22 protein-coding genes are annotated in these 25,928 nt (G+C 71.6%); 11 read left to right on the top strand and 11 right to left on the bottom strand.

Annotated elements, in window-relative coordinates:
- Positions 1–238 precede the first annotated feature (238 nt).
- Both AFR_RS17110 and AFR_RS17115 read left to right on the top strand, forming a co-directional pair.
- Positions 239–940: a ThuA domain-containing protein gene (locus AFR_RS17110; protein WP_023361821.1), complete on the top strand. Its 702-nt coding sequence runs from the start codon at positions 239–241 to the stop codon at positions 938–940.
- Entirely contained in the window at positions 925–2,022 is a 1,098-nt protein-coding gene (locus AFR_RS17115; protein WP_023361823.1) for a Gfo/Idh/MocA family protein, read from the top strand. The genes AFR_RS17110 and AFR_RS17115 overlap by 16 nt, the downstream gene beginning before the upstream one ends.
- Here the strand turns inward: AFR_RS17115 and AFR_RS17120 are convergent.
- Complete coding sequence (locus AFR_RS17120; RefSeq protein ID WP_023361825.1) at positions 2,006–3,496, bottom strand: glycoside hydrolase family 130 protein; 1,491 nt, start codon at positions 3,494–3,496, stop codon at positions 2,006–2,008. The genes AFR_RS17115 and AFR_RS17120 overlap by 17 nt on opposite strands.
- A 67-nt stretch (positions 3,497–3,563) precedes the next feature.
- Positions 3,564–4,319 (bottom strand): hypothetical protein, encoded by a 756-nt coding sequence (locus AFR_RS17125; RefSeq protein ID WP_023361827.1) that lies wholly within the window; start codon positions 4,317–4,319, stop codon positions 3,564–3,566.
- A gap of 138 nt (positions 4,320–4,457) precedes the next feature.
- Here AFR_RS17125 and AFR_RS17130 point away from each other — a divergent pair, with 138 nt between their 5' ends.
- Positions 4,458–7,460 (top strand): putative bifunctional diguanylate cyclase/phosphodiesterase, encoded by a 3,003-nt coding sequence (locus AFR_RS17130; protein ID WP_023361829.1) that lies wholly within the window; start codon positions 4,458–4,460, stop codon positions 7,458–7,460.
- Between the two features lie 62 nt (positions 7,461–7,522).
- Positions 7,523–8,782, top strand: a complete 1,260-nt coding sequence (locus AFR_RS17135; RefSeq protein ID WP_023361831.1) for an aminotransferase class I/II-fold pyridoxal phosphate-dependent enzyme — start codon at positions 7,523–7,525, stop codon at positions 8,780–8,782.
- On the opposite strand, the gene AFR_RS17140 is transcribed toward AFR_RS17135, so the two are convergent.
- Both AFR_RS17140 and AFR_RS17145 read right to left on the bottom strand, forming a co-directional pair.
- Positions 8,762–9,262, bottom strand: a complete 501-nt coding sequence (locus tag AFR_RS17140) for a GNAT family N-acetyltransferase (RefSeq protein ID WP_023361833.1) — start codon at positions 9,260–9,262, stop codon at positions 8,762–8,764. The genes AFR_RS17135 and AFR_RS17140 overlap by 21 nt on opposite strands.
- Before the next feature lie 512 nt (positions 9,263–9,774).
- Positions 9,775–10,566, bottom strand: a complete 792-nt coding sequence (locus AFR_RS17145) for a hypothetical protein (RefSeq protein ID WP_023361835.1) — start codon at positions 10,564–10,566, stop codon at positions 9,775–9,777.
- A 106-nt stretch (positions 10,567–10,672) separates the two neighbouring features.
- On the opposite strand from AFR_RS17145, the gene AFR_RS17150 reads away from it, so the two are divergent.
- Positions 10,673–11,944 carry a serine/threonine-protein kinase gene (locus AFR_RS17150; RefSeq protein ID WP_023361837.1) on the top strand — a complete coding sequence of 424 codons (1,272 nt, stop codon included), beginning with the start codon at positions 10,673–10,675 and terminating at the stop codon, positions 11,942–11,944.
- Positions 11,945–11,947: 3 nt separating this feature from the next.
- On the top strand, positions 11,948–12,928 hold the full coding sequence (locus tag AFR_RS17155) for a DUF2332 domain-containing protein (protein WP_023361839.1): 981 nt from the start codon (positions 11,948–11,950) through the stop codon (positions 12,926–12,928).
- Positions 12,929–13,123: 195 nt separating this feature from the next.
- On the opposite strand, the gene AFR_RS17165 is transcribed toward AFR_RS17155, so the two are convergent.
- The 3 genes from AFR_RS17165 to AFR_RS17175 form a co-directional block, all read right to left on the bottom strand.
- The gene (locus tag AFR_RS17165; RefSeq protein ID WP_023361843.1) at positions 13,124–13,339 is read right to left on the bottom strand and encodes a hypothetical protein; all 216 of its coding nucleotides are present in this window, start codon (positions 13,337–13,339) and stop codon (positions 13,124–13,126) included.
- A 721-nt stretch (positions 13,340–14,060) separates the two neighbouring features.
- The gene (locus AFR_RS17170; RefSeq protein WP_041840930.1) at positions 14,061–14,585 is read right to left on the bottom strand and encodes a hypothetical protein; all 525 of its coding nucleotides are present in this window, start codon (positions 14,583–14,585) and stop codon (positions 14,061–14,063) included.
- A 1-nt stretch (position 14,586) separates the two neighbouring features.
- Positions 14,587–15,117, bottom strand: coding sequence for an RNA polymerase sigma factor (locus tag AFR_RS17175; protein WP_023361847.1), 531 nt, complete (start codon positions 15,115–15,117; stop codon positions 14,587–14,589).
- Positions 15,118–15,164: 47 nt separating this feature from the next.
- Here AFR_RS17175 and AFR_RS17180 point away from each other — a divergent pair, with 47 nt between their 5' ends.
- Positions 15,165–16,094: a diacylglycerol/lipid kinase family protein gene (locus AFR_RS17180; RefSeq protein WP_023361849.1), complete on the top strand. Its 930-nt coding sequence runs from the start codon at positions 15,165–15,167 to the stop codon at positions 16,092–16,094.
- Positions 16,095–16,146: 52 nt separating this feature from the next.
- On the opposite strand, the gene AFR_RS17185 is transcribed toward AFR_RS17180, so the two are convergent.
- Entirely contained in the window at positions 16,147–16,749 is a 603-nt protein-coding gene (locus AFR_RS17185; protein WP_023361851.1) for a hypothetical protein, read from the bottom strand.
- Positions 16,750–16,836: 87 nt separating this feature from the next.
- Between AFR_RS17185 and AFR_RS17190 the strand changes: the two genes are divergently transcribed.
- Both AFR_RS17190 and AFR_RS17195 read left to right on the top strand, forming a co-directional pair.
- Entirely contained in the window at positions 16,837–17,970 is a 1,134-nt protein-coding gene (locus tag AFR_RS17190) for an FAD-dependent oxidoreductase (protein ID WP_023361853.1), read from the top strand.
- Positions 17,971–18,165: 195 nt separating this feature from the next.
- Entirely contained in the window at positions 18,166–19,866 is a 1,701-nt protein-coding gene (locus tag AFR_RS17195) for an RICIN domain-containing protein (protein WP_084298061.1), read from the top strand.
- A gap of 4 nt (positions 19,867–19,870) precedes the next feature.
- On the opposite strand, the gene AFR_RS17200 is transcribed toward AFR_RS17195, so the two are convergent.
- Positions 19,871–20,338, bottom strand: coding sequence for an SRPBCC family protein (locus AFR_RS17200; RefSeq protein WP_023361857.1), 468 nt, complete (start codon positions 20,336–20,338; stop codon positions 19,871–19,873).
- A complete protein-coding gene (locus AFR_RS17205; protein ID WP_023361859.1) occupies positions 20,335–20,697 on the bottom strand; it encodes an ArsR/SmtB family transcription factor in 363 nt (120 codons plus the stop codon). Before AFR_RS17205 ends, AFR_RS17200 begins: the two co-directional genes overlap by 4 nt.
- Here AFR_RS17205 and AFR_RS17210 point away from each other — a divergent pair.
- Positions 20,696–21,307: a dihydrofolate reductase family protein gene (locus AFR_RS17210; protein WP_023361861.1), complete on the top strand. Its 612-nt coding sequence runs from the start codon at positions 20,696–20,698 to the stop codon at positions 21,305–21,307. The two genes, AFR_RS17205 and AFR_RS17210, sit on opposite strands and share 2 nt — an antisense overlap.
- Here AFR_RS17210 and AFR_RS17215 read toward each other — a convergent pair.
- The gene (locus AFR_RS17215; protein WP_041842321.1) at positions 21,295–22,734 is read right to left on the bottom strand and encodes a pyridoxal phosphate-dependent decarboxylase family protein; all 1,440 of its coding nucleotides are present in this window, start codon (positions 22,732–22,734) and stop codon (positions 21,295–21,297) included. The genes AFR_RS17210 and AFR_RS17215 overlap by 13 nt on opposite strands.
- 111 nt (positions 22,735–22,845) lie before the next feature.
- Between AFR_RS17215 and AFR_RS17220 the strand changes: the two genes are divergently transcribed.
- A complete protein-coding gene (locus tag AFR_RS17220) occupies positions 22,846–25,902 on the top strand; it encodes a putative bifunctional diguanylate cyclase/phosphodiesterase (RefSeq protein WP_023361865.1) in 3,057 nt (1,018 codons plus the stop codon).
- Positions 25,903–25,928: the final 26 nt, after the last annotated feature.

The following is a 25,928-nucleotide window of genomic DNA, read 5'->3' on the forward strand; positions in this document are numbered from 1 at the left end:
GTCACACCGCGGTTAACCATTTCCGCCCCGAAGGACCCCGGTGTCCTGCCCGGATATCCCATTTGTGGCCACCGTATCAATGGCAATCAATGAAAATGCAGCGCTGCCTGGGACAAATGACGGTAATTGCCCGCGGAACCGGGCCGTGTCCAGGTGGTGCCATGTCGTCTTTGCGCCACACCCCGGTGCGAGCTGCGAAGATGACCATCACTGTAAGGATGGACCCGAGGGGGAGCTGATGACACTCGAGCGCCGGGCGCTGATTGTTCGCGGGGGCTGGGACGGGCACGAACCCGTCGCGGCCACCGATCTGTTCATTCCCTATCTGCGGGAGCAGGGCTTCACCGTCGAGGTGGCGGACTCCCCGGCGCCCTACGCGGATGCGGAGCTGATGGCCCGGACCGACCTGGTCCTCCAGTGCATGACCATGTCCTCGATCGAGCGCGAGGAGGTCGCCGGCCTGGTCGCCGCGGTCGCCGCCGGTACGGGTCTGGCCGGCTGGCACGGCGGCATCGTCGACTCCTACCGTGCCAGCGCCGATTACCTGCAGCTCGTCGGCGGGCAGTTCGCCGCGCACGCCGCCCGGACCGCGCCGGGGGAGCGCGCCGGTGAGCAGTCCGACAACTACGTGCCGCACCGCATCACCCTGACGGCCGCCGCGGCCGGCCACCCGATCACCGAGGGCCTGGCCGACTTCGACCTCGAGACCGAGCAGTACTGGGTGCTGACCGACGACTACAACGACGTCCTCGCCACCACGACCACCGCCGTACGCCCGTGGGAGCCGTGGAGCCGGCCCGTCACCGCGCCCGCCGTGTGGACGCGCCGGTGGGGGCAGGGGCGCGTCTTCGTCGCCACGCCCGGCCACAAGACCGACATCCTGCAGGACCCGAACGTCCGGACCATCGTCGAGAGGGGACTGCTGTGGGCAGCCCGCTGAGGATCGGCGTCGTCGGCGCCGGCAAGATCAGTGCTCAGTACAGCGCCACGCTCGCCCGGCTGGCCGACCGGTTGCCGGTGACCGTGGTCGCCGACCTCGACGCCGGACGCGCCCAGCTCCTGGCCGATCAGCATCCCGGTGCCCGCGTCCTCGGCCTGCCGGACCTGTACGCCGCCGAGGACGTCGACGTGGTCCTCAACCTCACCACCCCGGCCGGGCACGCACCCGTGGCTCTGGCCGCTCTCGCCGCCGGCAAGCACGTCTACGGCGAGAAGCCCCTGGCCGCGGTGAGCGCCGACGGCCGGGCGATCGCCGCCGCGGCCGCCGGCGCCGGTCTACGGGCCGCCTGCGCACCCGACACCGTGCTCGGGACCGGCGTGCAGACCGCCCGGGCCGCCGTCGACTCCGGGCTGATCGGCGTCCCCCACACGGCGACCGCCTTCATGACCGTGCCGGGTCACGAGCGGTGGCACCCCGACCCGGAGTTCTACTACCAGCCCGGTGGTGGCCCGCTGCTCGACATGGGCCCCTACTACCTGACCACCCTGATCCACCTGCTCGGACCGGTACGCCGCGTGGCGGGCATGTCGTCGCGCCCGCGCAGCGAACGCAGCATCGGGGACGGCCCGCGCGCCGGTACGACGTTCCCCGTCGAGGTCGACACGCACATCACCGGGGTCCTGGAGCACACCGGTGGCGCCCTGACCACGCTGATCATGAGCTTCGACGTGTGGGCGACCAACCTGCCGTTCATCGAGGTCTACGGCTCGTCGGGCTCGCTGTCGGTGCCGGACCCCAACCACTTCGCCGGGGACGTGCGGCTCTCCACCGCCGTCGCGCCGGAGTGGGTCACCCTCCCACCCACCTCCGGGTACGCCGGAGCGGGTCGTGGTGTGGGTCTGCTCGACCTGGCCGATGCCCTGTCGGAGGACCGCCCCCACCGCACGGGCGCCGACGTCGCGCTGCACGTGCTCGACGTCATGGAGTCGATGCTGGAGAGCGCCCGCACCGGCACCTCCGTCACCGTGAGCACGACCTGCGAGCGGCCGGAGGGTTTCGGCGGCGTCATCGATCTGCCCTGACCATGGCCGCGAGCAGCGCCTCGACCTCGACCGTGGCGAAGCCGATCCGGGCGTCGCTCGCGCCGTAGGGAAGCCACAGCACCCCGTCGTGGATCAGTCCGCCGCAGGAGTAGAGGACGTTGGGCACGTAACCGTCGCGTTCGGTCGCGTCGGGGGACAGCAGGGGGCCGGGGAGCTCGGCCAGCACGCGTTCGGGGTGGTCCAGGTCGAGCAGGATCGCCCCGATCGCGTACCGGCGCATCGTCCCGACACCGTGGGTGAGCACGAGCCACCCCGCGGAGGTCTCCAGGGGTGAGCCGCAGTTGCCGGTCTGGATCAGCTCCCAGCCGCGCCCGGGGGCGTGCAGCGGCACCGGCGTCCGCCACCGGGCCTGGTCGTCGAGCTCGGTCAACCCGATGGTCTCCCCGTCGGCCCGGGACAGCGCCAGCCGGCGCCCGCCCACGGTACGCGGGAAGAGCGCAACACCCTTGTTGCGGACGCCGGGCCCTCGCATCGGCTCGATGTGGAACTGCCGCAGGTCCGGTGAGCTGATCGTCCGGGCCGCGATCTCCCGCCCGTCGTACGCCGTGTAGGTGGCCCAGTAGTCCGCCACCCCGTCGTCGCCGACGAACCGGACGAAGCGCGCGTCCTCCATGCCGTTGCTCTCCGCCGGGGTCGCCGGCCACAGCACCCGCTGGTGCAGGTGGGTGTCCTCCGGGAAGGCGGTCGCATAACCGGCGGCGTTGGTGCGGCGCAGCTGCTCGAGGGTGCGCTGGGCGTTCTCGCGACTGTGGAGGCCGTCCGGCAGTGTCCCGAGGACACTCTCGAACGTCGCGTCGTCGAAGTGCTCGGGCAGCGACCCGAGCAGCGCCGCCGCCACCTCGTTGTCCCAGCCGTCGTCGGCCAGGCCGGCCGCGAGCAGGTCGCGCCGGTGCCGGGCCGGGACGCGGCTGCCGGTGACCAGCGGGCCGGTGCGGCCGGCAACCGTCAGCTCGGTGCCGGGTCCGACGACCGCCGTGGCGAAGCCGATCGACGACAGGTGTCCCTCGCCGATCTGCCGCACGCTCAGGGCCACCCGCAGCTGCCCGGCGCCGAGCCCGGTCTGGTCGGGGTGCTCGACAGCCGAGGGGTTGCAGAGGGCAGCGGCCTCCACGGCGTACTCGTTGGTGAAGTAGGCGCCGACCAGCAGCCGGCGCTGCGGTGAGAGATCGGCGGCGTGCTCCACTCGGTGCCGGACCAGCTCGAAGTGGTGCAGGAAGGTGCTCTCCAGATCGCGGTGCCGGTCCGCGAAGAGCGCCACGGTCTCCCCGAGCAGGCGGTCGACCTCGTCACCGGGCAGTCCGGCGATGCGGTCGATGAGGGCCTGGGCGCGGGTGCGGACGACGGCCGCGTCCTCACCCGGGACGAAGAGCTTGACGATGACCCGGCTCGGATCGGGTGTCAGCGAGACGCTCTGCCGGGCGGCGAGAAGGTCGGGCGTCGGTGAAAGCGTCATACCGGATTCTCGCCGACGGCACCCGCCTCCCGGTCGGCAGGACGTCGCCCGGGGCTTCCCGACCAGCTCACAGGCCGCGCAGGTCGTGGGCGAACCAGGCGTTCGGCTCCACGTAGGTCGCGACGTCCCGGTCCGGATCGCAGAGCACCGGCACCGCGCCGCCGGGCACGACGACCGGTCCGGCGGTGTCGAACGGCAACCCGGTCCACTCGCGCCAGCCGGCCAGCCCGGCCGTGATGGTCATCGAGTGCGGCGCGACCGCGACGAAGCGGCCGCCGGCCCGCTCGTGCACCCGGATCCAGGGGTCCGCCGCGGTGCCGTCGGGGCGGCGCCACGCCACGTACTCGGCCATGGACATGCCCACGTGCTCGTGCTTGTGGGTCGGGCGTACCGGGGCGAGGAGCTCGGTGTGACCCAGGCCGGCGGCGTTGCGCCGGGCCGCGTCCACCATCAGGGCCGACACCCCGCGGCCGCGCAGATCGGTCCGGACGGTCGCGAACAGCGCCGACACCGAGGCGCCCTTGCGCCCGGCGAGCGTGTCGGCGGCCGCGCTCAGCAGCACCGCGTCGTAACCGCCCGGCGGAGGGCCGCCGGTCTCGGTGAACGGCAGGGTGCAGACCATCGCGGCCGGACGGCCGGTTTTGCGCTCGACCGCGAGCAGTGTGTACTCCGGGTGGCGGCCGACCAGATCGAGGAAGAGCGCCGCCGAGACGGGGTCCTGGTAGAGGAAGGGCGCCACGGCCGGATCCTCGAGCTGTCCCGCGAGCGGCACCCTGTCCGGTCGCTGGGACAGCGTGGTCACTTCGAGCCAGTGCGGGGCCATGGGGAAACCCTGCCAGACGTGAATGAACTCAGTTCTCCGGCCCGGTTGCCGATCGGGAGCGGCGAACGCGTCCGCTGCAGACCTCGCTATGCGGCGGTGTTGACGACACACTGATCGGCGGACGACGGAGGAGGGCGGATGACCAGGCACCTGAGCTGGTGGTATGTCGCCGTCGGCCTGGTTTTGTCCGCTATCTACCTGACTGTGCCGGAAGCGGCCGGAGGTGCCTTCGCCGGCATGGTGGTCACCACGGTGGCCGCGATCCTCTACGGCGTCCGCCGCCTGCGACCGCGCCGCCGCCTGCCGTGGTGGCTCCTCGCGGCCGGCACCTTCGCCTTCTCCGTCGGCTCGGTGATCGCCGTCGTGCAGACCGAGATGCTGAAGGACGAGTCGTTCCCGTCGCTCGCCGACGCGGTGTCGCTCGGGCTGACCTTCCCGCTGCTCCTGGCGGCCATGCTGGCGCTCAGCCGCACGGGTGCTCCCTCCCGGGACCGCGCCAGCATGATCGACTCTTTGATCCTGACCGCCGGCGCCGGCTTCCTGGCCTGGGTCTACCTGATCAACCCGTACCTGACGAGTCCCGATCTCACCGTGCTGCAGAAGGCGGTCTCGGTCGCGTACCCGCTCGGGGACGTGCTGCTGCTGGCCATCCTCGTCCGGCTGGCGCTGGGTGCCCAGCGCCGGTGGAGTGTGCTGTTCCTGGTGACCTCGGGCGGCGCGCTGCTCGTCTCGGACATCGCGTTCAGCCTGGAACGGCTCAACGGGCAGTGGAGCATGGGCGGCCCGATCGACGTCGGCTGGGTCATCTTCTTCATGGCCGGCGGCCTGGCCGCGCTGCACCCGTCCATGGTGGCGCTGACCGAGCCCCGCGTGGTGATGCAGCCCACCGAGTTCCGCGCCCGGCGGGCCGTCCTCACGGTCGCTTCCCTGATCGCGCCGACGGTGCTGTTCGTCGAAGCGCTTCGGAACCCGGTCCACAACGGTGTGCTGATCGCGGTCGTCTCGGCCGTGCTGATCCTGCTGTCGCTGGGCCGGATGTCGGTCGTGGCCGCCGGTCTGCGCCGGACCGTGGTGCGCGAACGCGAGCTGCGGCTGGCCTGCGAGACGCTCCTCGGGGCGGCCGACGTGGACGAGGTCGAACGTGTCGTCCGCGGTGCCGTGTCCGCCCTGCTGCGACCGGGCACCCCGCACCGCACGGTCCTGATCCTGCACGGCGGCCGGCCCGGTGGTGACACCACCGGCGACGGCGACCTCCGCTACGTCACCACCCTGCCGCCCGGCCTCGCCGGTCAGCTGGACGGTTTCGAGCTGGCGCTGCACTGCCCGCTGGCGGTCGGGGGCGCCCGGGTCGGTGACCTCTACGTCGGCGCCGGTGAGCTCGAGCTCGTCTGGCTGCACGAAGCGGCGCGGGTCCTCGCCGGGCAGGCTGCCAGCATGATCGACCGTATCGCCCTGAACCGCGAGATCAACAAGCGGGACAGCGAGGCGTACTTCCGCACCCTGGTCCTCAACGCGACCGACGTCATCCTCATCGTCGACGGCGACGACCGGGTCGGCTACGCCAGCCCATCGGCCCAGTGGCTGTTCCGCTCCGGCTCGGTCGTCGGCAGCGCCCTCGAGGACCTCATCGAGCCGCTGTCCAGCCCCCTCGCTCCCGAGGAGACCACCGCGCTCTACCTGGCCCACCGGGCCGGCCACGAGCCCGCCGAGGTCGAGGTGACCATCCGCGATCTCCGGGACGAGCCGACGGTCGCCGGGCGGGTGCTGACCCTGCGCGACGTGACCGAGCGCCGCCGGCTCGAACGTGAGCTGCTCGAGCGGGCGTACCGGGACCCGCTGACCGGTCTGGGCAACCGCCTGCGGTTCCAGGACGCGGCGCAGGCGGCCGTCACCAGCTCCGGCATGACGGGCCGGACCGCCGGGATCCTGCTGGTCAACATCGACGACTTCCGGACCGTCAACGACACCATGGGTCACGAGATCGGCGACGAGCTGCTGAACGAGTTCGGCCGGCGGCTGGTCACGGCCGCGGCCGCGTACGGCACGGTGGCCCGTCTCGGCGCCGACGAGTTCGGTGTGGTGGTCACCTCGGTCGGGGACGTCAGCGAGATCGAGGCGCTCGCCGTCCACATCCTCACCGTGGGCACCGAGCCGTTCCTCCTCGGCGGCTCGGCCGGCAGCATCGTCTCGATCCAGCCCAGCATCGGCGTCGCCACGACCGCCGACGCCGGTGACGTCCACGACCTGCTCACCCAGGCCGACGTGGCCCTGGGCAGCGCCAAGCGCGGCACCCCGCGCTGGCGGCGCTACGAGGAGTCCATGCACGCCCGGATGCTCCAGCGCATGCAGCTGCGCGCCGACCTCGGCCAGGCGATCACCGACGACGCGTTCGTGCTGCACTTCCAGCCGATCGTCGACCTGGCCACCGGGCACACCCGCGGCCTGGAGGCGCTGGTCCGCTGGCAGCACCCGGCCCGGGGGCTCGTGCCGCCGCTGGAGTTCATCGAGATCGCGGAGGAGTCCGGGCTCATCGTGCCGCTCGGCGACTGGGTGCTGCGGCACGCCGTCGACGCCGCCGCGAAGTTCCGGGCGGCCGTGCCGGAACAGGCGCCGTACATGAGTGTGAACGTCTCGGTCCGGCAGTTCCGCTCGGCCGGGTTCGTCTCGCGCGTCTTCGCCGAGCTGGCCCGGGCCGGGCTCCCGGCCGAGCTGCTCACCATCGAGATCACCGAGAGCCTCCTGCTCGGTGACGACGAGCAGATCCACGCCGGGCTGCAGACGCTGCGGGCCGCGGGGGTCAAGGTGTCCATCGACGACTTCGGTACGGGCTACTCGTCCCTGAGCTACCTGCACCGCGTCGACGTCGACACCCTCAAGCTGGACAAGTCCTTCGTGGACACCATCGCGACCTCACCCCAGCAGTACGACCTGGTACGCGGCATCATCCAGCTCGCCGCGACACTCCAGCTGGACGTGGTGGCGGAGGGCATCGAGACGGACCAGCACCGTGAGCTGCTGATCGACGGCGGTTGCGCGTACGGGCAGGGTTATCTTTTCGCCCGGCCCCTGCCCGAGGACGCCGTGCTGGGGTACATGGCAGGCAGTGAGCACTCGGACACGCAGGTGACACCGGCCGCGTGATGCCGCCCACGTCCTCCGCAGGACGTTTGGCGCACAGGAAAGAAGCTTGAATACTCGCTGACGTGAATCCCATCCTCCTCAGTGGTCTGCCCGCGCTCTCGCCGGGACAGCAGGGCATCGCCGAGCTCCACGACGCCGGTCTCTGGGACCAGGTCATCGAGGAGATCGACGGCCGGCGCATCCGCGTCGGTGACCACTGGATGACCGACTTCGCCTCCTGCAACTACCTCGGTCTCGACCTCGACCCGCAGGTCCAGGCGTCCGTGGGGGAGCAGATCGCCCGCTGGGGGACGCACCCGAGCTGGTCCCGCATGCTCGGCAGCCCCCGGCTGTACCCGCAGCTCGAGGAGCGCCTCGCCGAGCTGCTCGGGGCGCCCGACGTGCTGACGCTGCCCACGATCAGTCAGATCCACCTGTCCGCGATCCCGGCCCTGGCCGGCAAGGGCGGCACCATCCTGCTCGACAGCCGCGCGCACCGGACCATCTACGACGGCTGCGTCTACGCCCGCGCGCAGGGTGCGACGGTGAAGCGGTTCGCCTCCGGTGACCTCGAGCAGGCCGCCGAGCTGCTGCGCCAGGCGCCCGCAGACCAGCCCCGTCTGGTCTGCATGGACGGCGTCAACAGCATGACCGGCAACCACCCCGACCTGACCGCGTTCGCCGAGCTCTGCCGCGAGCACGGCGCACTGCTCTACGTGGACGACGCCCACGGCATGGGTGTCATCGGCGAGCGCCGCCCCGACGAGACCTCCCCGTACGGCGCCCGCGGCAACGCCGTCGTCAAGCACACCGGCGGGACGTACGAGAACATCGTGCTGGTCGGCGGGCTGTCCAAGTCGTACTCGTCGCTGCTCGCCTTCATCGCGTGCGAGCCGGCCGTCAAACGGCACCTGAAGATCACCTGTCCGCCGTACCTGTACTCCGGTCCGGTGCCCACCGCGTCGCTGGCCACGGCCCACGCCGGGCTCGACGTGAACGCCGAGCGTGGTGACGCCCTGCGTGCCCACCTGCACCACCTGACCGCCCGGGTGCTCGACCAGCTCGACGCGTTCGGTGTGAAGACCCCGAACGAGTCCGGTTTCCCGCTGATCGAGGTCCCGCTGCGCGACCCGGCGCTGCTCCAGCCGGTGGGCCGCGCGCTGCTCGACCGCGGCGCCTACGTGACTCTGGCGCCCTACCCCGGTGTGCCGCGGGACGAGGTCGGCTTCCGCATCCAGCTCACCGCGGCCAACACCGACGCCGAGGTCGACGCCCTCCTCGACACGCTCAAGTGGCTGCACCACGACTTCTCCGACGCGGGCTCACCGATGCGGCCCGCCTGAGGTCAGCAGCCAGTGGTGGCACCGCAGCGGCCGCCCCTCGTAATCAAGATCGCAGTCGCCCTCGAGCTGGAAGCCGAGACGGATGCAGGCCTGACCGGCCGGCACGTTGTCGACGGCGGTGAAGGCGTGCACGGTGTCCGAGACCCCGGCCGTCCAGAAGTCCTCGAGGAGCAGCCGCGCCGCCGCCAGGCCCAGACCGAGCCGCTGGTGGGCCGGCAGGAACATCACCCCGAGCTCGAAGATCGATTCCTCCTCCCACCGGGTACGCCAGATCGCCACGATCCCGACGGGTGAGACGGCCCCCGCCGGTGTGACCGTTCTGTACCGGTCGCCGGCCGCCACTCCGGCCAGACGCTTCTCGTGAACGACACGGACCCGGTCGTCACCAGCGGCGCCACCGAGATGCCGCATGACCACCGGGTCGATCTCCAGCGCGGCGGTGAGCGCCAGATCCGCCTCACCGTACGGGCGCAGGTGCATGAGGGAAACGCTACTGCGGTTTCCGGTGGTACCCGTGCCTGCATGTCGAGGGCCCCGGCGCGGTCGCGCCGGGGCCCAGGGTCATCGGGTCTGAAACACCATCTACCGGCAGTCGCGCCGGGTTGTCGTATCCGCACCAGCCGCGTGTGGCGGGTTCGGGTGCGAGGATCGCTTTCTCGTGACCGGTGACCACCTCTCGTACGATGGAAACTGCGGGCATGACCGCCCGGCCTGACCTCCAGGCCGCCGGCGGCGATCCAACGGTGCGGAACCCTCCCTCTCCTCGGAACGCTGATCCTTGCGTCGTGCACTCACGCCGGCGACGGAGCCCTCGACCGATTTCCCGGCCCCGTCACGTGCGGAGGTCCACGGAGCCGGGCCGGACCTCGGGGGCATGGGCCCTCGCCTCGGCTCCTGCTGTGCCCGTCGTGACCTCACGGCCGGGCACCGCGTCCGCGTCTTTCCCTGCTCTGTTCGACGAGAGATACGTTAGCCACGGCCGTTCAGAAAATCTAGTTTTCCCCGACTAGTTTTTCTTGCGTCGCAGCCGAGTCCCCCGGGCGGGTGACCCCGAGCCGGTACGCGAGCAGCGTCCGGAACTGGCCCGGCGCCGCCGCCCCGGTCAGGGCTGCACAACCCGCGGCCCCCGGCTCGCCGTTGTCCCACCGCTGCTCGTACCGGCCCCGGGCGTCGGTCACGATCGAGTCGGCCGCGCCGCCCTCGAGATCGCAGCCGCTGTCGTACGCGACCGCCAGCGGTTGCCCGGCGAGCGGCCGCCCGGTGTCGGTGAAGTACGCCCGCCCGTGGATCCGGAACCCGCCGCCGGGCAGCAGCGTGTACGTGAGGGTCAGCGCGGGCCGGTGCGTGCCGATCACCCGCAGCGCCGCGTCCGCCGGCCGCACGGACAACTCGTTGCCGGCGGTGTCCACGGCGTCGACCGAGGTCATGCGCACGACGCCGTCCCAGGTCGACGGCACGTTGACGGTCGCACCCCAGACGCCGTCCCTCGCCGTCCCGGAGGTCAGGGCGAGCCGCGGATGCAGCCGTTCCTGAAAACCCGGGACGGGACCGAGCGTGATCTGTGGCGACGGGCCCATGCCGGTGGCGTTCTCCGCGACCCCCGAGGTGTCGGTGAGCCGGAGCTGGATCCGTACCGGGACGAGCGTCAGCCCGGAGACCGCGACGGACGTGCGGGAGAAGGAGACGCTCACGAGCCGGGGCGGGCTGGTGTCCGGGGCTCCGGCAACGGCGGGGACGGTGCCCGCGAGCAGCGCGGCGGTGGCCAGGACGAACGATCGGTGCATGGTGGACTCCGCTTCCTCGGGTGGTGCTGTCACCCGATTGGTCCTGCCGCTGCCGCGCTTTGTTCGGTGCTGTCCTGGGAACGACACCGGCCGCTACTCTCAGGCGGTGGTGACCTCTCCCGCGCGGATCGGGTCGTACCGCATCGAACGGCTGCTGGGGATCGGCTCCTTCGCGACCGTCTGGCTGGGGCACGACACGGTGCTCGGGGCCCACGTGGCGATCAAGGTGCTGGCGGAAAACTGGAGCCACGACCTGCGCGTCCGCGAACGGTTCCTGGACGAGGCCCGGCTGCTGTGGCGGCTCGACGACGAACGTGTCGTGCGGGTCCACGCGCTGGGTGAGCTGCCCGACGGGCGCCCGTACCTGGTCATGGGCTGGGCCGAGGGTGGCAGCCTGCGGGACCGGCTCGCCGGGGATCCGATCCCGGCCGGGCCGGCGCTCACCCTGCTGCGCGAGATCTGCAAGGGCGTCGCCGTCCTCCACGACCAGGGCATCGTCCACCGTGACCTGACACCCGGCAACATCCTCTTCTCCGGCGGCCGGGCGGTCATCGCCGACCTCGGCCTGGCCAAGGCCCTCGCCGCCGCCTCCGGGCTGACGGCCCGCGCCGGCACCCCCGGCTACATGGCCCCCGAGCAGGACGACCCCCTGGCGATCATCGACCGCCGCGCCGACGTCTACGGCCTGGGCCGGCTCGGCCTCCGGCTCCTCCCGGCGCCACCACCGAAGATCGCCGAGGTCCTGCGCACGGCCACGGCCCGGCGCCCCGAGAACCGATACCCGGACGCGTCCGCGCTCGGCGCCGCCCTGGACCGCGCCACGATCGGCCGCTCCCGCGCAAGCCCGCTCGCCCTCGCCGCCGGCCGCGGTGTGCTCGGCCTGGCCTCGGCGGTGCTGCTCGTGGCCCTCGCCTCGGACTCGATCGGCGACCGCCTGCCCCCACGCCCCGGCACGGTCGTCGACGCCGCCGGGCGGCTCTCCCTGCCGGTCCCCGCGGGCTGGACCGCCCGGTCGGGCCACTGGACACGACCCGGCCCGGTGGTGGTGATCTCCCCGGACCCCGCCCGCTGGACCACCGACACCACCGTCCCCGGCGCCTTCGCCTGGCTCTGGGCCGACGCCGCCACCACACCGTCACAGTTCGTCGCCGAACGCCCCAACCAGGGCTGCAGACCCCTTCCGGTACGCACGCTGCGCGCCGCCGGGCTGGACTGGTACATCGCGGCCTTCCGCGCCTGCCCCGACGGCCGCGCGGAGATCGTGGAAGCAGTCGGCACCCGCCCCGGCGATCCCGGTCTGGTCTACGTCCAGATCGCCCCGCCGCCGGACAGCCCTGCCTTCACCGACACCCTCCTCGCCGGTGTCCGGGCACGCTAAAGTTTGCCCATCAATTCCTCGCCGCTGTACGAGCGCGTCGCCGCCGTGCTCAGCGAATCCGCGCCTTTGCTCGAGCAGCGTCCCGCCGTGATCCTGGCCGCGCTGCACGATCTCGCCCTCGCCGGCCACGCCCCGGCCCTGGCCGCCGCGTACGCCGCGCGGGACGGCGACGCCGCGGCCGCCGCAGCGATCGACACGCTGGCCCGGATGACCGACGAGGTCATGGCCCTCGCCACCCGCCGCAAGGTCCCGGCCGACCAGACCGGACGCCACACCGTGCTGTACCCGGCCATCACCGAAGCAGCCCACCGGGCCGGCGCGGCGACCATCGGTCTGATCGACGTGGGCAACCCGGCCGGCCTCAACCTCAACGTCAACCGCACCGGCATCACCTACAGCGACGGACTCTTGCTCGGCGATCGGTCATCCCCGGTGCAGGTGAAGGCCTCTCTGGTAGGGAGGCGGCCGGTCCCGGCGCAGGTGATGCCCGAGGTCGTCGCCCGGATCGGTGTCGACCGGCATCCGCTGGACCTGACCGACGAAGCGGACACCCGATGGTTGCGGGCCAGCCTCCCCCCGGAACTGGCCGCCACGCACGACGCCGAGATCGCGCTCGCGGCATCGGCTCCTCCGGTGCTGCTGCGCGGTGATCCGGTCTCGCTGCTGCCCGAGGCGCTGAGCCGCATCCCCGCCGACGTGCTGCCCGTGGTGACGACGACGTGGGCGCTGTCGCGCCTGTCGCCCGCAAAACGCCTGGCCTTCCTGCACCACCTCGAGGAAGCCGTCCGCCCGGTGGCCTGGGTGTCGGCCGAGGGAGTCGGCGTCGCACCATCCGTACCCACCTACGGCGACCGCCCCGCCTCCGGCCACAGCATCATCGGCGTGGCCCTCTTCGACGGCCCCACCCGGCAGATCGAAGCCCTCGGCCGCTGCTGGTCAAAAGGCCGCCTGTTGTCCTGGCTCCCGGACCCACCCGTCAGCTGATCACGGCGAGCAACCTCCTTCCGTCGCGGGTCTGGAGAAGCCGGCACACATACGAGGCGTACCAGTGCGAACAGTCGTTCGGGGTCGGAATATCGAGCCCATTCAGCACTTCGCTGATCGCGCGCTGCGACCATCCGGCCCGGACAAGCTGAACGACCAGTAGCAACGTGTCGTCCGAGCAGGCGCGAGGCCGGCTCATGCCTGACCACCGCGACCCTTGAAGACGTCGAGCAGCGCGTGAAAGAGCGCGAACAGGTCCTTGAGAATCGCTCGCGCGTTCTTCCCGACCTCACCCTTGAGCAGGGCAAAGGGTAGCAAGAACAGGACATAGAGGGTAAAGGCGCCGACGATCCACACCAGCGGAGTGGGGTCGAACAGGTCAGGTAACGAGGGCAGGTACCGGTCCAGCACGGAAAACTCCCAGGAAGGGGCGGGAGTCCCGTGCCTTGAAAGCACGCCGACGGTCCCGCAAGCCGATGTCAGCAGATGGCTGGCCGGCAGTGCTCGGACCACGAAGTTTTCGACGGGTGGTGTTCACGCGCGTGCCCGGCGAAGGCGAATGATCAACGTGCAACCGGACAGCGAGCGCCGAGCTGGTCGCCGTCCTGGTGAGAATCTCGGTCACGGACCGAATCAGCAGCGCGCTGAACGCCCGCAGATTCAACCGCTCACGCCGGGCCCGGACATGCTCGTAGGCGTTCCGGATCGCCGCGGAGACCCGTTGGAGTTTGCGTCGCACTCGCAACGCCCGCTTCTGGTCCTTCGGCGAAAGACCAGGGTCACGCGAGAAGTCAGCCGGTCGAGACCCGGTTATGGCTTCCTCGACGAACCGTTCCAGAAACGTGCGGTGAAGGAAAAAGTAGTCGACCTCGGGTGTGGTGTTCGACTCTTCAACAGGCTCGGCCGGGGCCATCACCAAGGCGATGACTTTTCGGATGATGTCCAGCCTCGGGCCCCGTTCGGTCAAACCCGGCCGCAGACGTCGCCCAACCAGTCGGCGAGACCGACTGTCCTCGCACAACGGTTGGTCTACCTGCACTTTCAGCTGCCGGGGCAGCTGGGCTTCGTCGGGGAGCCGCTGGTCATGTCACCAATGTAGGTATCGCTGGAGGTGTTCCCTGAATTCGGCGGGCTAGGTGATCACGACGACGGTGATCGTGTAGGTCTGGGTGTCCTGGGGGATTGTCACGGTGACTGTGCCGGGGCGGACGAAGCGGATGTCCACGACCCCGGCCTCGTAGAACTGCGAGACCAGGGACTCGGGTGTCGCGGTGACCAGGCCCGGGCCGATGCCCTGCAGGCGCAGCGTTCCGCCGAGGTGGAAGCACATCGATCTGACCAGGGCCAGTTCGGTGTCCTGGAGGTTCAGGTCGTAGCGGACCGCGCCCAGGCAGTTGCCGGTCGAGTCCGTCGGTTTCGGCGACGAGGTTTTCGGTTGCGGCGGCCGGGAGGTGCGGGTCCGCCTCGCCTTCGGAGACGGCGAGGCGGACGGCGACGGACTGGCGCTGAGCGGGGGCGCGGAGGGCGAAGAGGACGGAGACGCCGACGCGGTCACTCCGGCGACCGGCTGGCCGGGCAGCGGCGCGAGGGCCTCACCACCACACGCAGCCAGTGAGGCGATGGCGAGCGCAGAGCAGAAAGCCACAACCCCGCGCACGTCAGGTCAGCCTCTCGCGCAGGCGGCGGCGTCCTTCGTGGATGCGGGATTTCACCGTTCCGTCGGGGACGGCGAGGAGGGTGGCGATCTCGCCGTAGGTCAGGCCGAGCACGTCGCGGAGCACCACGGCCTCGGCGTGGTCCGGTGCGAGCGACTCCAGGGCATCCAGCAGGTCCAGGCGAGTGCCGGCCACCACGCTCGTGCGCTGCGGGTCCGGGTGGTCGGGGAGGGGGACACCGGCGGCTTCGGCGTCGAAGCGGCGGCGCAGGCGCTGGTAGGTCGAGCGGGAGCGGTTGGCGGCGACACGGTAGAACCAGGTGCGGAACGACGACCGGCCCTGGAACTGGCCGATGCCGTTCGCGACGGCCAGCAGCGTGTCCTGGCAGGCCTCCTCCGCGTCCTCCCGGTACGGCAGAAAGCGGGCGCACAACCGCAGGGCTTCGGGGCGTAACACGGTCAGCAGGGTGTCGAGGGCTCGGCGGTCGCCGGACGACGCCGAGTGGACCAGGGATTCGACGTCCGGCGTTTCCATGTGCCGAGCATGCGCCCCGGACGCCAGTTTCGATAAGGTCTGCGGCAATGCGTACGAAGCAGCAGCTCACCGACGACATCCGGAACGAGCGGCGGGCGGTGCTGGTGGTCAACGCCCATGCCCGGCGCGGTCGCAAGCTCTACGACACTGCCCTCGCCGGGCTCACGGCAGCCGGGTTCACGCTGCTGGGGGCGTACCCGGTGGATCGGCCCGGTGAGCTGGAGCGGACCCTGGAGCGGGGGATCGGGCTGGGTCCGGACCTGCTGGTCGTCGGAGGCGGCGACGGCACGATCAGCACGGGTGCGCGCGTGCTGGCCCACCGGGACATCGCGATGGGCCTGCTGCCGCTGGGCACGACGAACAACTTCGCGCGGACCGTCAACGTGCCGCTCGACCTCGGTGACGCCGTCGCGACGCTGACGGGCGGCAAGGTGGTCGACGTCGATCTGGGGCTCGCGGGCGACATGCTCTTCACCAACCACGTCGGTGTCGGGCTGTCCGCGGAGGTGATGCGGAAGGCGCCGCGATCGCTGAAGAGGCTCACCGGGCGGCTGGCGTACCCGGCGACGGCCCTGGCGTTGCTCACCCGGCATCGGCCGCTGCGGGCGACGGTCCGCGCGGGCGGGCGCGAGCATGAGTTCCTGACCCACCAGCTGTACGTCGCGAACGGCGGTTTCCACGCCGGGCGCCCGATCACCGCGGACGCCGACGCGGACGACCGGCTGCTGGTCGCGTACCCGGTGGGTGGTCCGACACGCCGGACCCTGCTGCGGGAGACGGCCCGGAACGCCGCCAGCGGTGACCGGCGCACGCTGGGTGACGACCCGTTCATCGCCGTCGGTGAGCTGCTGCTGGAGACCGACCGGCCGGCGCTGGTCGAGGTCGACGGCGAACCGTGCGGTTCGACCCCGATGCGGATCGGGCTGGACGCCAACGCCCTGCGGGTGATGGCCCCGCTGGACACCGTCGATCGATGACGGGAGCCTCGGCTCCGCCACCGTGACGGCCGGCGAAGCCCGGGCCGGCGTTCTAGCGGTGTTCTTCGGGGAGCCGGGTGGTGCCGGTGAGAGCGGCCGTCGCCCGGCGGATGCGAGCCTCCGCGGAGGCACCCGACTCGCCCGTGAGCGCCACATGGTGCAGAACGGCCACTGCGGCCAGCGCCAGGGACTCCGTGTCCGTGTTGTCGGGCAGCCTCCCGAGACCCCGTTCGGCGGCGAGATAGGCCGCGATCGCGCGTTCGGCCGCCTGCAGACCGGCGCTGCCGTCGCCGAGCACTGCCTCGATCCCCGCTGTCAGTTCCGGGCGGTAGGCCAGCAGCCGCGTCAGCGACAGGAGGGTGGCCGGGGGTGCTGCCAGCAGGGCGTCGGCCACGTTGCCGGCGACCGAACCCGTCCCGGCGCGGGCGGGCAGCCCGGCCACCTCGCCGGAGATCAGGAAGGCGCGGTCGACCGCGTACCCGGTCAGGAAGTCCTCGAAGGTGGTGAAGTGGGCGTGCAGCAGCCCCGTGGCGACACCGGCCTCGCGGGTGACGGCCCGGCCGGTGAGCCGGCCCGGCCCGTCTCCGGCGATCACCCGCTCGACGGCGGCGAAGAGCTGCTGCCGCAGCTCGGGGATGGCAACTCCACGGGGCATGACCGCAGTCTAAGCCCGGCCTTGCATCAGAATGAACAACTGCTCATACTGCTTTGAGCAACTGTTCATTCTTACCGGGAGGTCGCGATGCCACACGCGGTGATCATCGGCGCGGGGATAGCCGGGCTGGCCGCGGCTCTGCGGCTCGGCCGGGACGGCTGGCGCACGACCGTGGTGGAACGTGCGGCGCAGCGGCGCACCGGCGGCTACCTGGTGAACTTGCTCGGGCCCGGCTACGACGCCGCCGAGGGCCTCGGGCTGATCCCCGAGCTCGCGTCGCACGATGTGGGTCTGTTCACCACCGTGCTGGTCCACGCCGACGGTCGTCCCAAGCTCACCGTGCCGTCCGCGGTGGCCGAGGCCGCCCTCGGCGCGCGGGCGCTCACGGTGTTCCGCGGTGACCTCGAGTCCACGCTGTACGACGCCGTCGCCGACCACACCGACTTCCGTTTCGGCACCACCGTGGCGGCCGTCGACCAGGACGCCGATGAAGTCCGCGTGGTGCTCAGCGACGGCACGACGCTGCACGGCGATCTGCTGATCGGCGCGGACGGTGTCCGGTCCGGCACCCGCGGGACCGTGTTCGGCGCCGGTGGGCAGGTCGACCTCCCGTACGTCGTGGCGGCGTTTCCCCTGCCCGGCCCGGCGGCGGAACACACCGCCACCACGTACATCGGACCCGGCCGCACGGCGGCGACCTTCGGCGGGAAGAGGGCGGCGGCCTTCTTCACCTACCGGTGCGCGGACCCGGCCGCCGAGCTGCGGCGCGGAGCGGCCGACGCGCTCACCGCGGCGTTCGGAGACCTGGGTGGCCCGGTCGCGAAGGCCCTCGAAGTCCTGCCGGCCGGCGTGTACTTCGATGCGGTCAGTCAGGTGGTGCTTCCACGCTGGAGCAATGGCCGGGTTGTCCTGCTGGGCGACGCGGCGTGGTGTGTCACCCTCTTCGCCGGTCACGGAGCGGCCCTCGCCCTGGCCGGCGCCGACCGGCTCGGCGCCGCCCTGCTCGACCATCCCGGCGACCTGGGCGCCGCTCTGGCCCGGTGGGAGGCCGGCCTGCGCCCTGAGGTCACCGGACGCCAGGAGAGCGCCCGCCGTGGGATGGCCCAGTACGTCCCGCCCACCCGTTTCCACGTCTGGATGGGTGAACTGGCCATCCGTGCCATGACCCTGCGCGGCGTCCGTGGGCTCGTCCGCCGGGGCATCGAACGCGCGAACCGCTGATCCGGCCGCCCGTCGGGGGTGCCCCCGCGTGGACGTACCGGGGGATATCGACTATGGTCGCTTCAACGCCGTTGCGAGTTCTTCCCCCGTGGAATTCGCAGCGGCGTCCTACTTTTTGTCACCGGTTGTTTCCCCTGTGTCCGCCGGGCCGACCGCGAGCGATGAAACCGTGTCGGTTCCGAACGGGGGAAATCGATGAAGGTAAGCAGCAGGAAGCTGTCCACCATGGCCGGTCTGGCCGTCCTTGCTCTGGCCGCGGGCCTGACGCCGGCACTGATGGCGCAGGCGGCGACCACACCGGCCGCGGGCATCCAGATCAAGATCGGGCACAGCAACAAGTGCCTGAACGTCTCCGGTGGCAGCACCGCGGACAACGCGCGGATCGTGCAGTACGGCTGCTCCGCGGGGGCGACGAACGACAAGTTCCGGATCGTGCCCAAGGGCAACGGCACCTACTGGATCCAGGGTGTCGGCTCCGGCAAGTGTCTCAACGTCAAGGGCGGCTCGACCGCGAACAACGCCGCGATCATCCAGTACGGCTGCGCGATGTCACCCAATGCGCTGTGGCGCATCGACGAGGTCCTCGAGCAGCCGACGATCCGTATCGTGTCGGTCGGCTCGGGTCGCTGCCTGAACATCCCGAACGCCTCGACCGCCGACAACACCGGGCTGATCCAGTACGGCTGCACCGCTGCGGAGACCGCGCCGAACGAGCAGTTCTACCTGCCGCCGACGACGTCGCGGACGGCCGTGCACCGGCCGTTCACGAGCAAGCAGCCGATCTCCGTGGTCCAGGGTGTGCCGCCGACGGGTGCAGCGGTCGCGCCGGTGTACTACAGCTACATCAGCGCGGACAACCAGCTGACGATGCTGACGGACCGCAACCCGGACCCGTACAACGACGACCCGAACGCGCCGGAGCCGGTCTTCGCGCAGACCTTCGATTACGGCTACACCGGGCGTACCTACTCGGCGCCGCTGCAGGACGGCCGTGTGCAGGTCGTGTCGCACGATGCGGCGGCCGGCGACGTGGTCCTGGCCGACGAGGTCACCCGCGGCACCGGCGAGTACGGCGACCTGGCGGATCTCGGCGGCGCCGTCGCCGGGCAGCCCTCGGTCGGGCCCCTGGTCAACGACGGCCGTCTGGCGGCCTACGCGATCGTCGGCGGCGCCCTCTGGGTCGCCCCGCAGGCGGCGAACAACCCGCAGACCCCGTACGGCGCCTGGCGCAACCTCGGGGGCACCGGCCTCACCGGTACGCCGGTCAGCGTGATCACCCGTGCCGGCGCCCGCATCTTCGCGCTGAACACCACGGGCCAGCTGATGAGCGCCGTCTTCGAGGCCGGCGTCCTGTCGGACTGGATCAACCTCGGCGGGTCCGGTCTCACCGGCACCCCGACCGCGGTGGTCAACCCGGGCTACACCTCGTCGGTCTTCATCCGGGCAGCGGACGGCACCGTCGTCACCAAGCGTCAGGCGGCCGGGGGCGCGTTCCCGGCGGACTGGACCCCGGTCGGCGACTTCAGGATCGTCGGCTCGCCGTCGGCGGTCATGAACGTCAACCCGGGCCGGATCGCCCTGGCCGCCCGCGGCACCGACAACCTGATCTACCTGGCGTACGAGACCGTTCAGGGTAGCGGCCAGTTCGGTGACTGGGTCCAGATCTCGGAGCCGGAGGACTACCCGGAGACCGTCGCGGCGAGCGACCCGACGACGTTCGCCTACGACGTCCCGTCCGGCGCGAGCTTCGGCATCGCGTTCCAGAGTGTCGACGACCTCGATCTCCCGGTCGTCTACACCTTCGCCGCCGGCACGGCCGCGAAGAGCACGAAGGCAGCACCCAAGGCCGACTTCCACCAGCTCGACAAGCCCAAGAAGACGGTACGGCTGAAGTGACGGGTCAGTCCGCCGCGAGTACGGCGTCGGCCTGGCCGACCGCGGTGGAGAGGCCCTGCTCGTAGCCCATCACGATGAGCTGGTCCATCGCCCCGGTGGTGGGGAACGTGGTCTCGACGACCATGAGCGTTCCCCCGCCGGGGCGGTCGTCCATCCGGACACGGACGGCCAGCGGTGGGATGCCGGCGTCACCCAGCTCGAAGTCGAGCCGTCGCGGCGCGTCCACCGCCCGGACGTGCCACCAGCCGGGGGAGCGTTCGCCGTCGGGGCCGGTCACGTAGTACGAGACCTTGCCGCCGGGCCGCAGGTCGTGGTCGACCACGGTGGCCGGGTGGGTCGGCGGGCCCCACCAGCGTTCGAGGCGGCGCGGGTCCGACCACAGCAGCCAGACCCGGTCGACGGGTGCGTCGTACTCCGCGGTCAGGGTCATCCGGCGGGCCTCGGGGTCCTTGTGGACGCTGAGCACGGTCATGCGGGATCTCCTCCGTCTTCCTCGGCGAGCAGGTCGCCGAAGCGGTCCAGGCGGTCCCGCCAGACGATCTCGAGCTGGTCGAGCAGGCGGGCCGCGTGGCGGATGGTCTCGACGTTGCCGGTGACCAGCTGCTCGCGGCCGCTGCGGCGTTTGGTGACCAGGTGGGCGCGTTCGAGCACGGCGACGTGTTTCTGCACCGCGGCGAACGTCATCGGATAGAGCCGGGAGAGCGCCGACACCGAGTATTCGTCGCGCAGCGTGCGCACCACGATGTCGCGTCGTGTGCCGTCGGCCAGGGCGTGGAACACCTGATCGAGGTCGACCTCACCTACAACCATGTGGTAGTACGTTACACCCATGAAGCTGACACTGATGCAGTTCGTCTCCCTGGACGGCGTCTCGCAGGGCCCGGGAGCACCGGACGAGGACACCAGCGGCGGGTTCGAGCGTGGCGGCTGGTTCGTGCCGTTCGTCGACGACGCCTTCCTGCGCCTGGCCACGGCCTGGACGAACGAGGCCGACGCGTTCCTCTTCGGCCGCCACACCTACGTGAACTTCGCCCGTGACTGGCCGAAGAACACCGACCCGGACGACGCCGTGGCCACGCAGCTCAACGGGCGGCCGAAGTTCGTCGCCTCGCAGACCCTGACCGCGGCGGACTGGGAGCCGACCACGATCCTCTCGGGTGACGTCGCCGCCCGGGTCGCCGAGGTCAAGCAGCAGCCCGGCCGGGAGCTCCAGATCCACGGCAGCGCCCGGCTCGGCGCGGCGATGCTCGCCGCCGGTCTGGTCGACGAGCTACGGCTGGTCGTCGCGCCCGTGGTGGTCGGTCAGGGCCGTCGGCTCTTCCCGGCCGGCAGCGAGCCGGCCGGGCTGCGCCTGACCAGCCACGACACCACGCCGGGCGGGCTCGCGATCCAGGTCTACGAGCCGGCCGGGCCCGCGCGGTTCGGCACCTACGGCAGCTGAGGGCGGGTGCGGGCGGCGAGCTCGCGGACCACGTCGACGAAGAGGTCGATGTCGGTCTCCGTGGTGCGCCAGTTGACGATCGCGGGCCGCAGTGCCACCCGCCCGCCGTAGACGGTCGTGCCGCAGAAGACCCGGCCGTCCGTGATCAGCGCCTCGCCCACCGCGCGGTTCCACCGGTCCAGCTCCTCCTCCGGTACGCCCGGAGCACTCACCCGGAAGCACACGATGCACAGCGGCACCTCGGCGAGGCGTTCGAGCTCGGGCGCCTCGTCGACCCGCGCCGCGAGGTGCTGGGCCAGGTCGAGGTGCCGCTCGACCATCGCCCGGTAGCCCTGCCGCCCGTACGCGGCGAGGGTCGCCCAGATGGGTAGCGACCGCGCCCGCCGGGACGACTCGGGCCCGTAGAGGCCGTAACCACCACCCGGGTCCTGGGGCCCGGGCAGGTACGCGGCGCCGGGCATCCCGAACGCCGTGCCCAGCCGCGCCGGCTCCCGGATCAGGGCGAACCCGCTCTCGTAGGGCACGTTGAGCCACTTGTGCCCGTCCGCGGCGATCGAGTGCGCGCGGTCGATGCCGCGGACCAGGGGAGCGCTGCGTGGTGACAGTGCCGCGAAGAGGCCGAAAGCGCCGTCCACGTGCAGCCACGCGCCGTAGCGCTCGGCGAGGCCGGCGAGCGCGTCCACCGGGTCGAAGTCACCGGCGTTGACCTCACCGGCGTTCGCGATGATGACGGCCGGGGCGCCCGCGAGACCGGCCAGCCGCGCCTCCAGGGCGTCGAGGTCGACCCGGCCCACGTCGTCGCGGGAGAAGACCTCGACCGCGGCGCGTCCGTGACCGAGCATCTGCAGCGCCTTGCGGGCGCTCGCGTGCACGTAGCCGCCGGACAGCACGGGCATCCGGGGCAGCCCCGAGAGGCCGTCGCGGACGGTGTCGGCACCCTGCCGCTCGCCCCACCACTGCGTCGCGCACCCGAGTGACGTGAAGTTGGCGAACGTCGCACCGGCGACCAGCGCGCCACCCCAGCCCGCCGGCAGCCCGAAGAGATCCCGCAGCCAGTCGAGCGCCACCGTCTCCGTCTCGTGCGCGAAGGGCGACGAGACCCGGGCGAAGCTGTTCTGGTCCAGCAGCGACGCGGCCCAGTCGGCGGCCAGCGCGGCCGGGGTGGCCCCGCCCGTCACGAAGTGGAAGAACCGGGGGCCCGACGAGGCCGTTGCTGTGGCCGTACCGATGTCGAGGAGCCGCCGGACCGCCTCGGCCGTGCCCTCACCGTCCTCCGGCAGCGGGCCGGTCAGACCGGCCAGCTTGCCGGCCGCTGCCGGGTCGTGCACCGGCCGGTCGGCGAGCGAGCCGAGGTACGGGCCCGCCGCGGCTCCGACCTGCGCCAATGCCGCGACCGTGGCGGCCTCGTCGTGCAGTGGGTCAGCCATCCCGCCAGCCTCGCGCACGTTGAAAAACGGCACAAGTCCTTCAGTGGTGGCCTCCCGGAGCCGATACGGCGGGCTACGGCAACCCCCTGCCGTCCTGGAGATCGGAGCGCCATGCTGTTGCGTACTGCGCATGCCCGCTTCGTGATCGGGATGCTCGTGCTCACCGCGGCGTTCTACGCGCTGCCGGAATACCGCATGTACACGTGGGCGGCGATCGGGCTGTCCGCTGCCGCGGCCGTGCTGGTCGGCGTGCGCAAGCACAAGCCGTCGAGGCGGTTGCCGTGGTGGCTGCTTGCCGGCGTGCTGGTCAGCTTCACCGCCGGTGACACCACCTACAACATCCTCACCGACCACCTCCACCAGGAGAACCCGTTCCCCTGCCTGGCGGACGGCTTCTACCTCGCGTCCTACCCGCTGCTCGCCGCCGCGCTGCTGATCTTCATCCGGGCGCGGTCCGGCAGCGGCAACCGGGCGGCCCTGCTCGACGCCCTCGTGCCGACGGCCGGTCTGGGCCTGTTGTCGTGGGTCTTCCTGATCGCCCCGTACGTGCGGGACACCGATCTCACGATCATGGAGAAGCTCACCTCGGTCAGCTACCCGCTGGGTGACGTGCTGGCGCTGGCCATGCTGCTGCGCCTGCTGATCGCGCCGGGCCGCAAGCCGCTCGCGATCACCGTGCTCGGCGCGGGCGTCTCCGGCCTGCTCGTCACCGACGTCCTGTACGGCCTCCGGCAGCTCGCCGGCACCTGGGCGACCGGCGGCCCCACCGACGCGGGCTGGGTCTTCTTCTACGCCGCCATCGGCGTGTGCGCCCTGCACCCGTCGATGACGCAGCTGACCCTCGACCGGCAGACCGCGCCGGTGGCGGTCCACGCCAGCGGCCGTCGCATCGCGCTGATGTCGTTCGCCGCGCTGATCGCGCCGGTCATGCTCCTCGTCGAGGACCTGCGCAACGAGGTCCACGACGCGCTCGTCATCGCCGTCGCCTGCGCCTCGATGTTCCTGCTGGTCATCGCCCGGGTGGTGGACCTGCTCCGGGCCCAGCGCGAGGCCGGCGCCCGCGAGCGTGCGCTGCGGGAGGCCGGCGCCCTGCTGGTTGCCGCGTCGACCGAGAAGGACGCCGCGGCGGCACTGCGGCAGGCCGTCGACGACCTCGTGCCGGACGGCGAGCCGTACCGCCTGCACTTCGTGGCCGAGGACTTCTTCGGTGACACCCCGCCGCCGCACCTGGCCGTGATGGTCGAGGTGGCGAGCCTGCCGGAGTCCCTCGCGGCGGAGTTCGCGGGGTTCGAGTTCGCGCTGCACGCGACGGTGCTCGGCAGCGGCCGCACCGCGACGAGCCCGGCCCGCAGCAAGCAGACCTACCTGGCCGCCGCGCCGGGCCGGCTGCACTCGCTGCGCCCGTCGTTCGACGCGCTGATGGCGCAGGGCGCCATGGCGATCGGCCGGATCGGCCTCACCGACGAGGTGAGCCGCCGCAGCAGCGAGGACTACTTCCGGACGCTCGTGCAGAGCGCCTCCGACGTGATCCTCATCGTCGGCGGCGACGAGGAGATCCGGTACGCGAGCCCGTCGGCCGAGCACGTCTTCGGCCGTCCGGAGCTGGTCGGCTCCCCGCTGACCGGGCTGTTCGCGGGCACCGACCACGCCGAGCTGCGAGACCTGCTCTCCCGCGCGCACCTGGGCCGGGGCCGCCAGGACGGCATCGACCTGACCGCGATCCGCGCCGACGGCCGCCTCCTGCAGGTCGAGAGCGGCTGCCGGGACCTGCGCGACGACCCGACCGTCAACGGTTACGTGCTGACGATGCGCGACGTCACCGAGCGTCGCCAGCTGGAGAACGACCTGACGCATCAGGCCTTCCACGACGGGCTGACCGGTCTGGCCAACCGCGTGCTGTTCCAGAACAGGCTCGAGCACGCGGCGGTCCGGGCCGAGAACGACGGCTCGACGATCGGTGTGCTCTTCGTCGACCTGGACGACTTCAAGGAGGTCAACGACACGCTCGGGCACGCCGTCGGCGACCAGCTGCTGATCGCGGTCGGCGAGCGCATCACCCGCGCGATCGGCCCGCTGAACACGGCCGCGCGTACCGGTGGTGACGAGTTCGCGGTCCTGGTCGAGCACGCGGCCGGGCCGGACGACGTGGACGAGCTCGCCGGTCTGATCGTCGCCGCGCTGGGCGTCCCGGTCGAGGTCGGTGACGGCGCCGGCGGTACGCACGTGGTCAGCGGCAACGCCAGCATCGGCGTCGCGACCACCGCGGAGGCGGGCAGCACGTCCGAGTTGCAGCGTCAGGCGGACCTGGCCATGTACCTGGCCAAGGGCGAGGGCAAGAACACGTGGCAGCGGTACCGCGGCGACCTGCACTCCGGTGTGGTCGAGCGGCTGGAGCTGCGCGCCGCGCTCAACGATGCGGCCGCCGCCGGCCAGTTCGTCCTCCGCTACCAGCCGATCGTCGAGCTGGGCAGCGAGGACGTCGTCGGGCTGGAGGCGTTGGTGCGCTGGGAACACCCGACCCGGGGCCTGCTCGGCCCGGACCAGTTCATCGACCTGGCCGAGGAGAACGGCTCGATCGTGGCCATCGGCAACGCCGTGCTCCGGGAGGCCCTGCGGGCGTTCGTCGGCTGGCGGGAAGCCGCGCCGGACCGGCCGATGCGGTACGTCAGCGTCAACGTCTCCGCCCGGCAGTTCCGTACGCCCGGCTTTGTCGCCCAGGTCCGCGACGCGCTGGCCGAGACCGGCGCCCGTCCCGAGTGGCTGCTGCTCGAGATCACCGAGAGCCTCGTGCTGCGCGACGCCGAGAAGGTCTGGGCCGACCTGCGGGAGCTGCGGGAGTGGGGTGTCCGGATCGCCATCGACGACTTCGGCACCGGGTACAGCTCGCTGAGCTACCTGCGCCAGATGCCCGTCGACGTCCTGAAGATCGACAAGTCCTTCATCGACGACATCCTGCACAGCGACGAGCAGCTCGCGCTGGTCGAGGCGATCGTCAGCCTGGCCCGCACCCTCAAGCTGGCGGTCGTCGCCGAGGGCATCGAGCACCGCGACCACCACGACGTGCTGCTCCGCCTCGGCTGCCCGTACGGCCAGGGCTACCTCTTCTCCCGTCCGGTTCCCCCGGATCAGGTGACCGCCTGGCTCGCTCCCGAAGCCGTCGTCTCCTGAGCCGTCCCCCTCACCCGCACCACCGA

The organism is Amorphoplanes friuliensis DSM 7358, assembly GCF_000494755.1.
Lineage (GTDB): Bacteria > Actinomycetota > Actinomycetes > Mycobacteriales > Micromonosporaceae > Actinoplanes > Actinoplanes friuliensis.

Bases quoted from the DNA above. Each gene is read 5' to 3' on its own strand.
- AFR_RS17110 (WP_023361821.1), top strand. From the start codon at position 239: ATGACACTCGAGCGCCGGGCGCTGATTGTTCGCGGGGGCTGGGACGGG.
- AFR_RS17120 (WP_023361825.1), bottom strand. From the start codon at position 3,496: ATGACGCTTTCACCGACGCCCGACCTTCTCGCCGCCCGGCAGAGCGTC.
- AFR_RS17125 (WP_023361827.1), bottom strand. From the start codon at position 4,319: ATGGCCCCGCACTGGCTCGAAGTGACCACGCTGTCCCAGCGACCGGAC.
- AFR_RS17130 (WP_023361829.1), top strand. From the start codon at position 4,458: ATGACCAGGCACCTGAGCTGGTGGTATGTCGCCGTCGGCCTGGTTTTG.
- AFR_RS17140 (WP_023361833.1), bottom strand. From the start codon at position 9,262: ATGCACCTGCGCCCGTACGGTGAGGCGGATCTGGCGCTCACCGCCGCG.
- AFR_RS17145 (WP_023361835.1), bottom strand. From the start codon at position 10,566: ATGCACCGATCGTTCGTCCTGGCCACCGCCGCGCTGCTCGCGGGCACC.
- AFR_RS17175 (WP_023361847.1), bottom strand. From the start codon at position 15,117: ATGGAAACGCCGGACGTCGAATCCCTGGTCCACTCGGCGTCGTCCGGC.
- AFR_RS17180 (WP_023361849.1), top strand. From the start codon at position 15,165: ATGCGTACGAAGCAGCAGCTCACCGACGACATCCGGAACGAGCGGCGG.
- AFR_RS17185 (WP_023361851.1), bottom strand. From the start codon at position 16,749: ATGCCCCGTGGAGTTGCCATCCCCGAGCTGCGGCAGCAGCTCTTCGCC.
- AFR_RS17190 (WP_023361853.1), top strand. From the start codon at position 16,837: ATGCCACACGCGGTGATCATCGGCGCGGGGATAGCCGGGCTGGCCGCG.
- AFR_RS17195 (WP_084298061.1), top strand. From the start codon at position 18,166: ATGAAGGTAAGCAGCAGGAAGCTGTCCACCATGGCCGGTCTGGCCGTC.
- AFR_RS17200 (WP_023361857.1), bottom strand. From the start codon at position 20,338: ATGACCGTGCTCAGCGTCCACAAGGACCCCGAGGCCCGCCGGATGACC.
- AFR_RS17210 (WP_023361861.1), top strand. From the start codon at position 20,696: ATGAAGCTGACACTGATGCAGTTCGTCTCCCTGGACGGCGTCTCGCAG.
- AFR_RS17205 (WP_023361859.1), bottom strand. From the start codon at position 20,697: ATGGGTGTAACGTACTACCACATGGTTGTAGGTGAGGTCGACCTCGAT.
- AFR_RS17215 (WP_041842321.1), bottom strand. From the start codon at position 22,734: ATGGCTGACCCACTGCACGACGAGGCCGCCACGGTCGCGGCATTGGCG.
- AFR_RS17220 (WP_023361865.1), top strand. From the start codon at position 22,846: ATGCTGTTGCGTACTGCGCATGCCCGCTTCGTGATCGGGATGCTCGTG.